This is a genomic window from Hydrogenophaga sp. ANAO-22 (genome assembly GCF_042466645.1).
Classification (GTDB): domain Bacteria; phylum Pseudomonadota; class Gammaproteobacteria; order Burkholderiales; family Burkholderiaceae_C; genus Hydrogenophaga.
The window spans coordinates 184,264-195,550 of sequence record NZ_CP159956.1; the positions used below are offsets into that span (position 1 = coordinate 184,264).

The 11,287-nt window shown below is 72.5% G+C and carries 6 protein-coding genes; 2 read left to right on the forward strand and 4 right to left on the reverse strand.

Going from position 1 to position 11,287, the window contains the following annotated elements; translation table 11 throughout:
• Positions 1 to 6 precede the first annotated feature (6 nt).
• Both ABSY19_RS00810 and ABSY19_RS00815 read left to right on the forward strand, forming a co-directional pair.
• On the forward strand, positions 7 to 813 hold the full coding sequence (locus tag ABSY19_RS00810; protein WP_382158202.1) for an alpha/beta fold hydrolase: 807 nt from the start codon (positions 7 to 9) through the stop codon (positions 811 to 813).
• A gap of 3 nt (positions 814 to 816) precedes the next feature.
• Positions 817 to 1,677: a serine aminopeptidase domain-containing protein gene (locus ABSY19_RS00815; RefSeq protein ID WP_382158204.1), complete on the forward strand. Its 861-nt coding sequence runs from the start codon at positions 817 to 819 to the stop codon at positions 1,675 to 1,677.
• Between the two features lie 9 nt (positions 1,678 to 1,686).
• Here ABSY19_RS00815 and ABSY19_RS00820 read toward each other — a convergent pair whose 3' ends face one another.
• Genes ABSY19_RS00820 through ABSY19_RS00835 form a run of 4 tightly spaced genes read right to left on the reverse strand, consistent with a single transcriptional unit; the run spans position 1,687 to position 11,283 of the window.
• Positions 1,687 to 2,577 (reverse strand): alpha/beta fold hydrolase, encoded by an 891-nt coding sequence (locus ABSY19_RS00820; RefSeq protein WP_382158206.1) that lies wholly within the window; start codon positions 2,575 to 2,577, stop codon positions 1,687 to 1,689.
• Positions 2,577 to 3,347: an alpha/beta fold hydrolase gene (locus tag ABSY19_RS00825; protein WP_382158208.1), complete on the reverse strand. Its 771-nt coding sequence runs from the start codon at positions 3,345 to 3,347 to the stop codon at positions 2,577 to 2,579. The genes ABSY19_RS00820 and ABSY19_RS00825 overlap by 1 nt, the downstream gene beginning before the upstream one ends.
• Positions 3,344 to 6,655, reverse strand: a complete 3,312-nt coding sequence (locus ABSY19_RS00830; RefSeq protein WP_382158210.1) for an amino acid adenylation domain-containing protein — start codon at positions 6,653 to 6,655, stop codon at positions 3,344 to 3,346. Before ABSY19_RS00830 ends, ABSY19_RS00825 begins: the two co-directional genes overlap by 4 nt.
• Positions 6,652 to 11,283 carry an SDR family NAD(P)-dependent oxidoreductase gene (locus ABSY19_RS00835; RefSeq protein ID WP_382158212.1) on the reverse strand — a complete coding sequence of 1,544 codons (4,632 nt, stop codon included), beginning with the start codon at positions 11,281 to 11,283 and terminating at the stop codon, positions 6,652 to 6,654. Before ABSY19_RS00835 ends, ABSY19_RS00830 begins: the two co-directional genes overlap by 4 nt.
• Positions 11,284 to 11,287 lie beyond the last annotated feature (4 nt).

Sequence of the window (11,287 nt, forward strand, 5' to 3'; positions counted from 1 at the left end):
GATTCCATGGACCTTGCGATCAGACGTTTCGGCCGCCCCGGGCGGGAGATGGTGGGCGTGTACCAGACCGCCAGCAGCGGTGGCGCACCGCGCGCGCGCTTCCTGCTGTGCCGCCCGCTCGGCCAGGAGGCCGTGCGCACCGCGGCCATCTACCGTGTCGTGGGCGAGCGGCTCGCGCGCGAGCGCTGTGAATCCCTTCGCTTCGACTACCACGGCACCGGCGACTCCCCCGGCAACGAGGAAGACCAGTCGCTCAGCGGCTGGCTGGACGACACCCTGGCCGCCCACGAGCAGCTGCAGGACGGCGATGGCGCACCCGTGATCTGGTTCGGCATGGGCCTGGGCGCCACCCTCGCGCTGCGCGCGGCCCTGCGCGCGCGCAAGCCGCCCACGCAGCTCGTGCTGTGGGAACCGGTGCTCGACGGCCCCACCTACATGCGCCAGCTCATGGAAGGCCACCAGCGCGAACTGGTGCGCATGTTCCGCGTGCCCTGGGACCGGCTGCTCGCCAGCGACAAGGGGGTCGCCCCTGGCCTGCCGGGCGACCTGCTGGGCTTTCACGTGGGCCAGTCCCTGGCCGACGAACTGCAGAACCTGCGCGACGTGCAGGTGGCGCCCGCGCTGCGGCGCGGTGTGCGCGTGCTCTGTGCCGTGCCCGATGAACAGCGCGGGCATTTCGCCGACCTGGAGAGCCACCCCGAATTCCGCCTGCACAATATCGGGCAGATCACCGACTGGATGTCCAGTCAGGCGATGGGCACGGCGATCGTCCCTCCGGACCTGCTGCGCGCCGTCCTCTCCACCCTCGACTGACCGATGGCTGAACACACCCTCACGCTGGGTATCGAAAACCACCTCGTCGCGACCTTCACGCCAGCCGACACCGGCTTCGACGGCGCGCCCCCCGTGGTGGCCCTGTTGACCAACTCCGGCGTGATCCCGCGCAGCGGGCCGCACCGCATGAACGTGCACCTCGCGCGCCGCCTCGCGGCCCAGGGCATTCCTTCGGTGCGTTTCGACATGAGTGGCCTGGGCGACAGCCGCCGCACCGCCAGCACCCTGCCGGTGGTCGAACAGTGGGTGGCCGACACGCGCTCGGTGATGGACGCGGCCCAGGCGCGCTTTGGCTGCGCGCGTTTCATGATGGTGGGGTTCTGTTCGGGCGCCGAGGTGGCGCACCTGGTGGCGCTGGAAGACCCGCGCCTGCGCGCCATCCTGCTGTGGGACCTCTACGCCTACCCCACGGCCGCCTCACGCACCCGGACCTTCTTCTACAAACTGCGCCGCGCGGGCCTGGCGGGCACGGTGCGCAAGGCGGCCGACCGGCTGCTCGGCCTGTTCCGCGCCAGATCCACCGACGGCGATGGCGGCAACGGCAGCGGGCGCGCGGTGGAAGTGTCCCTGGTGCCGCCGAAAGAGGTCTTCGGCCAGCGCATCCAGACCCTGAGCGACGGTGGCGTGGAGCTGTTGTTCGTCTACTGCGGCGGCGAGCCCGAGTGGTTCAACCACGCAGGCCAGTTCAAGGGCATGTTCGGCCAGTTCCCGTTCCACGAGAAGGTGGGCTTCAACTACCTGGAAGTGTCGGACCACCTGATCACGACACGCACCGCGCAGCAGGCCTTCCTGGCGATGACCGACGACTGGCTGACAAGCCGCGTGCTGCCTTCGAACCGCTGAACCGTTCGCTCAGCCCTCTGGCGGCGAGCGGAAGTTGGTCGCCTTCATCCACGTCTCCACCAGGCCGATCAGGCGGGCGCGGTTGGCCGACGACGCGAAGGTGTGGTCGCACTCCTTGAAGTACTCCAGCCACAGCTGGTCGCCGAAGGTCAGCAGGGGGAAGGCGTCCAGCAGCTGGCGGCGGTAGTTGTGCTGGCGCTGCCGGTCCGAGGTGAGCACGGCCAGCATCTGCACACCGCTGCCGAGCGCGCGGCCGTAGGCGTTCTGCAGGAAGGCCTTGACCTTCGGATCTTCCAGCGACGGCCCCCGGGCCTCCACCTCTTCAGCCGGCGACCCGCCGGGCGCCTTGCGGCTCAGACGGCGCCGCAGCGCGCGCCAGATCGGGTGGCGGCCCAGCATCAGGTTCAGCCAGGCGCGCAGGCCCAGGATGCGGTGGCCGTAGTGGTGCACGTAGTAGCCCAGGGTGCGCGGAATGGACGGGTCCATCAGCGCCACGCCCACCACGCGCTCGTCGGTGCCGGCGTAGATGATGGAATGGTCGGCGCCCGAGCAGAGGCCCACCAGCACCACGCGCTGCACCTGGCGCGTGGCCTGCAGCATGTCCAGGATCTCGCGGATGTCGGCCATGGTGGCGTCCAGCGGCGGCAGCGCATCGCTGCGCGCCTCGCTGTCGCCCAGGCCGGAGAGATCGACCCGCAGCACACCGAAACCCGCGGCCGCCAGCGCGCGGGCCAGCAGCACGTGCATGCGGTTGGGGCCGACGCGGTGGATGATGCCGGCGTTGAGGATCACGACAAAAGGCGCATCGGGCACGGCCGAGCGCGTGGAGGCGGGCGTGATCACCCCGACCATGGATTTGCGGGGGCCCAGCAGCAAGGCCTGTTCGACGACGCGTTCCATCAGGCCAGCCACTCCACGACGCGCTGCAGCAGCTTGACGGGCACGGCGCCCGCGCCGGAATGCTGGTCCTCCAGCCAGGCGGGCTGGCTCTGGATGTGCTCGAAGGGCTGCGCGCCGGGCCGCGCCGTTTCGAGCGCGGTGCGCACGGCGTCCTGCCCGAGCACGTTTTCCGACACCACCATGAGCGTGCGCGCCGGCAGGCCGGGCGCGTGCTGCAGCAGGTCGATGGCCTGCAGCTCGGTGGCCAGGGCCACGGACATGGGAAAGCCCAGCAGCTCCCCGGCGTTCACCTTCAAGGCGCGCTCGCGGGCCACGGCCGCGTCCAGGCGCTGCAGGCCGGCCAGGTGATCGGCCCCCTGCACCACCGGGTCCCACAGCACCACGGCATCCACGTCCTTGCGCCGCACCGGCGCCACGCGGGCCGCGAGCAGGCCACCCAGGCGCAGGCCCACCAGGCCCACGCGCTGCAGGCCGGCGGTGTCCTTGAGTTCGTCGATGGCGGTTTCCACGTCGGCCTGCCAGCCTTTCAGGTCGCCCTCGTTCGTGTCCCCGGCGGAATCGCCGGTGCCGTAATAGTCGAAACGCAGCACGTGCACGCCGGACTCGGCCAGCAGCCGGCCGAGCTGGCAGACGCTGCGGTGCGCGCGCAGGTACTCCGTGCCCCAGGGCGGGCAGATCACGACCCCGCGCGCCTTCCCGCCGCGCGCGTGCGCCGGCGTGTAGACGCCGAACAGGCGGCGCGAGCTCTCACCAAAAAACAGTGGCGTCATTCCTGGAGGCTTCCCTTTTCGGCGGCCGCGGTAGCCACCACCTGACGCAGGTTCTGGAAGAACAATGTACGCGCATCCATGCGCCACCCCAACCGCTTTTCCACCGCCTGCGCCACGCGCAGCGACAGCAGGGAATGGCCGCCGAGCTCGAAGAAGTTGTCCTCGGCGCCCACGCGATCGACGTGCAGGATGTCGCGCCAGATCTCGGCCATGGCCTGCTCGTGGCCCGGCTCGGGTGCGACGAAATCGCGCGCGGCCTGCACCGCGTGGCGGAACGGGTCGGGCAGCGCGGCGCGGTCGACCTTGCCATTGGGCGTGAGCGGGATCGCGTCCACCGCCGCCACCACCGACGGGATCATGTAATCCGGCAGCTGCTTGCGCAGGAAGCGGCGCACGTCGCTGGCGGTGAGGTCTTCGCCCGGCTGGAACGCCAGGTAGGCCACCAGCCTCACGTCGGCGGGGCCGGCCTCGCGGCCCATCACCACCGCCTGGCGCACGGCCGGGTGGGCGGACAGCGCGGTCTCGATCTCGCCCAGTTCGATGCGGTAGCCACGCACCTTCACCTGGTGGTCGAGCCGGCCCAGGTGGTGCAGATGGCCTTGCGCGTCCCAGCGCGCGAGGTCGCCGGTGCGGTACAGGCGCGCGCCCGGCTCGCGGGCGAAGCGGTCGGCCACGAAGCGCTCGGCCGTGAGCTCCGCGCGCTCGTGGTAACCCGTGGCCACGCCGGCACCGCCGATGCACAGCTCACCGGGCACGCCGATCGGCACGGGCTCGCCGCGCGCATCGACCACATAGACCTGCGTGTTCGCAATGGGCCGGCCGATGCGGATGGGCGCCGGCGAAGGCTCCACGCGCTGCACGGTGGACCAGATGGTGGTCTCGGTCGGGCCGTAGAGGTTCCACAGCTTGGCCACGCGCTCCAGCAGGCGGTCGGCCAGGTCGCGCGGCAGCGGTTCACCGCCGCAGAAGGCGCGCAAGGGGCGCGCCGGGGTCCAGTCGGTTTCGAGCAGCAGGCGCCAGGTGGCCGGCGTGGCCTGCAGCACCGTGGCCCCGCATGCGGCGAGCCAGTCGGCCAGCGCCGCGCCGTCGGTGACGGTGTCGCGCGAGGCGAGCTCGACCCGCGCGCCCACGGTCAGGGGCAGGTACAGCTCCAGACCGGCGATGTCGAACGACACCGTGGTCACGGCCGCGAGCACGTCGTCGGCGCCCAGGCCAGGCTGCAGCGCCATCGACGCCAGGAAGTTGGCCAGCGCGCCCTGCGGCACCACCACGCCCTTGGGGCGGCCGGTGGAGCCGGAGGTGTAGATCACATAGGCCGCGTCGCCGGCGCCGGCCGAAGGCGCCGGGTTCTCGCCACTGTGCGCGGCGATCGCGGCCGCGTCGGCCAGCGGGTCCACGCAGCGCACGCCTTCGGGTGCGCTGACGGCGTCGGCCGCCTCGCCCGCCGTGACCAGCACCTGCGCGCCGCTGTCTTCCAGCATGTAGGCCAGGCGCTCGGCGGGAAAGTCGGGGTCCAGCGGCACATAGGCCCCACCGGACTTGTGCACCGCCAGCAGCGCGATCAGCAGATCCAGCGAGCGGCCCATGCAGATGCCCACGCGCACGCCGGGCCGAACACCCAGGCCCTGCAGGTGGTGCGCGAGCTGGTTGGCGCGGCGGTTCAGCGTGGCGTAGTCCAGGGTCTGGCCCTCGAAGCCCGCCGCGGTGCGCGCGGGCGATTCGGCGGCCTGCCGCTCCAGGCGCTGGGCGAAGAGCGTGGTGTCCAGCGCCTGCGTGGTCTCGTTGAAGCCGTGCACGAGCTGTTCGCGCGCGGCCGGCGTGAGCAGGGGCAGCTGGCTGATCGGTGCCTCGTGGTTCGCCACCGCGCCGCGCAGCAGGGCCTGCAGCTGCGAAGCGAGGCGCTCCATCATGCCGCTCGAGTAAAGGTCGCTGCGGTACTCCAGGCTGCAGACCAGCCGGCCGCCCTCCTCGCGCGCGAACCAGGTCAGCTCGTGCAGCGCACCACCACCGGTGATGGCCAGGCCGCTCTCGCTGGCCGAGCCCTGGCTCTGGGCGTTGACGTTGTGCTGCACCACCGCCACCTGGAACAGCGGCGAGTGCTGGAACGAGCGCACCGGGCGCAGCCGCTCCAGCACGCTTTCGAAAGACACCTCGCGGTGCTCGTGCGCGTCCAGCAAGGCGTTGCGCGCGCGGCGCAGCAGTTCGCTGAAAGCCGGGTCGTCGCCGGCCTGCAGGCGCACCACCTGCAGGTTCACGAAGGGGCCGATCAGGTTTTCGAACTCGGCGCGCTCGCGCACGCCCATGGGGCTGCCCAGCAGCAGGTCGCCCTGCGCCGTGTGCGCGCGCAGCAGCGCGGCGGTGGCCGCCAGCAGCGCCATGTAGACCGTGGCGTTCTCGCGCCGCACCAGCTGGCGCAGACCCGAGAGCAGCTCCGCGTCCAGCTCGAAGTCCACCGAGGCGCCCTTGGGCGGCGCGTCGGACAGCGGCAGGTCGGCGGGAAAGGCCGAGAGCTGGGGCGCGCCTTGCAGCGTGCGTTCCCACCAGTCCAGCCCGGCGGAGGTGTCGACCGCGTGGCGCTGCCAGGCGGCGTAGTCGGCGTACTGCAGCGCGGGCGCGGCGGCTTCGTCGCCACGCGGCGCCGCCAGCTCGGCCGCGATCTCGCGGCGCAGCACGTGCAGCGACCAGGCATCGACCGCGATGTGGTGCGCCGCGACCATCACCACCCAGCTGTCGCCGGCGGTGGCGTAGACCTCGAAACGCGCAGGCGTCTCGTGCGCCAGGTCGATCGGCGTGTGCACCACGCGCTCGACATCGGCGTCCACCTGCCATTTCTGTTCGGTCGGGGTCAGGTGCCGCAGGTCGTGCATGCGCACCTTGGGCACCTGCACGCGGCGGCCCGTGGGCTTGCCCTGTTCCTCGACGAACACCATGCGCAGGCCGAGCTGGCGCGCGTGCACGCGCTCGATCGCGGCCACCAGGGCTTCACCGCTCACGCCCATGGGCGCGAGCCAGGTGGTGGCCATCAGGTAGGTGGTGCTGTCGGGTTCGAGCTGCTGCAGGATCCACAGCCGCTCCTGGAACGGCGACAGGGGCAACGGCCCGTCGTGCGCCACGCCGGCCACCGGCCCGGCGCCGGGGGCGCGGCGTTGCGCCAGCAGCGCGAGCAACTCGGTCTTGTGTTCACCGATGGCGTGTTTGAGGTCCTCGTCCAGGCGGCCTCGGGCCGCGCTCACGCGCAGGCGGCCTTCGTCCGCCGTCAATTCGACGCCCAGGCCTTGCAGCTGTGCCAGCAACTCGTGCGCGTTCAAAACTCGATCTCCTCCCGGTCCTCATCCCCAGCGCCGCTCTCGGGCTGGCCTGTGCTCCTGGCGCCCGATGCGCCCTGCGCCACCACTTTCGCCGCCAGTTGGCGGATGCTGGGGCCTTCGAACAGGTCGCGCAGCGACAGGCGCGCGCCGAACTGCTCTTCGATGCGCGCGATGATGCGGGTGGCCATCAGCGAATGCCCGCCCAGCGCGAAAAAGTCGTCGTCGAGCCCGATGTCGTCCACACCCAGCAGGTCGGCCCAGATGGCGCCGATGCGCGCCTCGATCTCGCTCGGGGCCAGCGCCTGCAGGTCCACCGGCGCGGCGGCGCCCGGCTCGGCCGAGGCGGGCGGGCTCTGCGTGGCCTCGCCCGAGGTGCGCAACCAGGCCTTCAAGGCCTCCACGTCGCGCAGCATGTCGGGCATCGCCTGGCGGGTGACGTACACATGCGGCAGGCCGCTGGCGAGCACGCGCCCGAAAGCTTCAGCGCCCTCCTGCGGGCGGATGGCGTAGCGCAGCGCGGCGTGCGAGCTGTCGCCCCCCTGCGCGGCCGAGAAGCCGACGTCGCGCCACGAATCCCAGCCCACCGCGAGCACGCGCTCGCTCGAGCGCGCGAGGCCGGACTTGGCGAACGCGTCCTGGAAGGCGTTGGCGGCCGAGTAGTCCGCCATGCCGGCCGAACCGAAGGAGGTGCTGATGGACGAGCACATCATGAAGAAATCGAGCCCGGCGCCGGCGAGCACGCGGTCCAGCACCAGCGTGCCTTCGAGCTTGGGCCGCAGCACGGCCTCGATGCTTTGCGCCGTTTTCTCGAACACCGTGCCGGTGCCCAGCGCGCCCGCGGCGTGCACCACGCCGTGCACCGCGCCGAAACGCGCGCGCGCCATGGCGACCACGGCCTGCATCTGCGCTTCGTCGGCCACGTCGGCCGAGCACAGCAGCACCTCGGCGCCGGCGGCTTCCATCGCGCGGATGCCGGCGATGCGCTCCTTCTGCGGCGCGGGCGTGTCTTTCGCCGCCAGCAGCGTGTCCCACTGCGCCCGATCGGGCCAGGCCGAGCGCGACACCAGCACCAGCCGGGCCGCGCGCGCGGTCCGGGCCAGCCATTGGCCCAGCGTGAGGCCGATGCCACCGGCACCGCCGGTGACGAGGTAGGTGCCACCCTCGCGCAGCGGCAGCGCGCCCGCGTCGGCGCCCAGGCGCTGCGGCGTGAGCGTGGGCGTCCAGCGGTGGCGCCCACGGTAGGCCACCACGCCGTCCGGATCGGGCCGGGCCGCTTCGGCGCGCAGCGAGGCGGCCAGCCGGGGCGCGGCCTCAGGCGTCCATTCGCTGCCCGCCAGATCGATCGCGCGGCAGTGCACGCCGGGCACGTCCAGCGGCAGGAGCAAGGCCGGGCCGAGCAGCAGCGCGCGCTCGGGCCGAACGGACTCGGTGCCCAGCACCGGCTCGCGGTCGCTGCTGAGCACCAGCACCGGCAGCGGCTGGGCGCGCTTCACGCCACCCAGCGCGCGCGCCAGGCAGATCAGCGCGTCGAAGGCCTGGCGGCGGCCTGGCGGCAGCGCGGCGTCCAGGGCGTCGGCCATCAGCGGCGCATCGGGCGCCACGTTCCAGGCGTGCAGCACGCAGGCCAGCGGCGCCGCGCCCAGGGCGCCGAACAGTTGATCGTGGTCGGCCTGAGAACCGGGCGCCACCTCGTAGTGCGTGGCAGAGACTTGCTTGAACACGTCACCGGCGGTCACCGAGACCACCTCGGCGCCCTGCCCGGCCAGCGCGCTCGCCAAGGCCTGCGACGCGGCATCGTCGCCCCGGAACACCAGCCAGCGGCCCTGGGCCTCGGTGGACGGCGACAGACCGGTCGGCAAGGCGCCCGCGCGTTGCCAGGAAGGTTCCCAGAACCAGTCGTCGACGGGCCGTTGCACGGCGGCCTCCGCCACCGCGGCCGCCGCCTTGGCGGGCGCGGCCTTGGGCGCCGCCGGGTCCACCGCGTGGCGCTTGCGTTCGAATGGATAGGTGGGCAGCGGCACGCGGTGCGGCCGCACCGGGCCGTGCAGGCCGGCCCAGTCGAGCGACACGCCCGCGAGCCACAGGCGGCCGGCGGCGTCGAGCACCGCCTGCGAGCCTTGGCGGGCGTCGCGTGCATTGCCCATGGACAGGCTGGTGCGGCGCACGCCTTCCACGCCCAGCGTCATGCCCGCCAGCGTGGCCAGCGAGCGGCCGGGGCCGACCTCGAGCAGGTGCAGCGAGGCATCGGCCGCCAGCGTGCGCACGCCGGCCTCGAACAGCACGGCGCGGCGCAGGTGCTCGGCGTAGTACGCGGGCGAGGTGGCCTGGGCCGGCGTGATCCACAGGCCGGTGACGTTGGACACGTAGGGCACGCCGGGCGCGGCCAGGGCCATCCTCTCGACCAGCGCGGTGAACGGCGCGAGCACGCCTTCCATCATCGAGGAATGGAACGCGTGCGAGGTGTGCAGCGGCTGGGCGTCGATGCCCTGCTCTTTCAGTTGTTTGAGGCAGGCGTCGAGCGCTTCGTGCGGGCCGGAGATGGCGCACAGGCCAGGCGCGTTCACCGCCGCGATCTCCAGCGTGCCGGCCGGCGTGACCAGCCACTTCTGCAGCTCGGAAGCGCTGAGCTGCACCGCCGCCATGCCGCCGGGCGCCATGCCCTGCATCAGCTGGCCGCGCGCGGCCACCAGGGTGAGCGCATCGGCCAGCGACATCACGCCGGCCAGGTGGGCCGCCACGTACTCGCCGATGCTGTGACCCAGCATCGCGGCCGGGCGCACGCCCCACGACTGCCACAGCGTCGCCAGCGCGTACTCGGTGACGAACAGCGCCGGCTGGGCGTAGCGGGTTTCGTTGATGGTGAGGTCGCCCGCGGGGGCGAACAGCACTTCGCGCAGGTCGCGGCCCAGGGGCTCGCGCAGCAGCTCGGCGCAGCGGTCGATCGCATCGCGGTACACGGCGTGCTGCGCGTACAGGTCGGCGCCCATGCCGGCGAACTGGCTGCCCTGCCCGCTGAACAGGAAGGCCACGGGCCGCTCGCCGCCTTCGTGGCGGGCCGTGTGCACCGGCGCGCGCTTGGGCGCACCGAGCGCGGCCACCGCGTCGGCGGCGGTCGCGGCCACCAGGGTGCGGCGGTGCGGGAAGGCACGCCGGCCTTCCTGCAGCGTCCAGGCCACGTCGCGCAGGTCCTGCGCCGCGCCAGGCCCGGCGAGGTGCTCGCGCAGGCGCTGCGTGGCGGCTTCGAGCGCGGCTTCGCTGCGCGCGGACAGCACCAGCAATTGCGGTTGGCCTTTGGTTTCTGCGCGCTCCAGCTCGGGCGCTTCCTCCAGCACCACGTGGGCGTTGGTGCCACCGATGCCGAAGGAACTCACGCCCGCGCGGCGCGGCGCATCCCCCGCTGGCCAGGGCGCGGCCTGGGCGCTGGCGGTGAACGGCGAGGTGTCCAGGCCGAGCTGCGGGTTGGCCTGGCGGAAGTTCACCAGCGGCGGCAGCTCGCGGTGCTGCAACGCCAGCACGGTCTTGATGAGGCCGGCCACGCCGGCGGCGGCGTCGAGGTGGCCCAGGTTGGCCTTGAGCGAGCCCAGGCGGCAGAAGCCCTGGTCGGCGGTGCCGGCCTCGAACACCTGGCGCAGCGCCGCGATCTCGATCGGGTCACCCAGCGGCGTGGCGGTGCCGTGCGCCTCCAGGTAGCCGATGCTGCGCGGCTCCACGCCGGCCAGCATCTGCGCCGTGGCGATGGCCTCCACCTGGCCGTCCACGCTGGGCGCGGTGTAGCCGGCCTTGCCGGCGCCGTCGTTGTTGATGGCCGCGCCGCGGATCACGGCGTGGATGGTGTCGCCATCGGCCAGCGCATCGGCCAGGCGCTTGAGCACCACGATGCCGGCGCCGGCGCCGGGCCGCGTGCCCTTGGCGTCCACGTCGAACGGCCGGCAGTGGCCGTCGGGCGAGAGGATCATGCCCTCCTGGAACAGGTAACCCCCGCGCTGCGGGAAGTTCACCGACACGCCGCCGGCCAGCGCGATGTCGCACTCGTGCCGCTCCAGCGCGCGGCAGGCCACCTGCACCGCCACCAGCGAGGTCGAGCAGGCGGTCTGCAGCGTCATGCTGGGTCCGTGCAGGTCCAGCTTGTAGGACACGCGCGTGCAGAGAAAGTCCTTGTCGTTGCCCAGCATGAGCTGGTAACCGCCGACCGAGGCGGCCAGCGCCGGGTCGCGCAGGATCTGCGACAGCAGGTAGGTGTTCATGCTGGCGCCGGCGTAGACGCCGACGGCCTGCGCGATCGCGCCGGGCGCGTAACCCGCGTGCTCCAGCGCCTCCCACGCGCACTCCAGGAAGATGCGCTGCTGCGGGTCGATCACCTGCGCCTCGCGCGGCGACATGCCGAAGAAGCCGGCATCGAAGTGGTCGGCGTTCTCCAGCACCGTGCCCTTGCGCACGTACTGAGGCTGCGCGCTCAGGGCCGGGTCCACGCCGGCGCCGTGCAGGTCGGCGTCGCTGAACGGTTCGAGCGACTCGACGCCCTCGCGGATGTTCCGCCAGAACGCGTCCAGATCGCGCGCGCCCGGGAAGCGCCCCGCCATGCCGACGATGGCCATGGCGTGCTCGGGAAATTTCTCGCTGAGCCCCATCCCC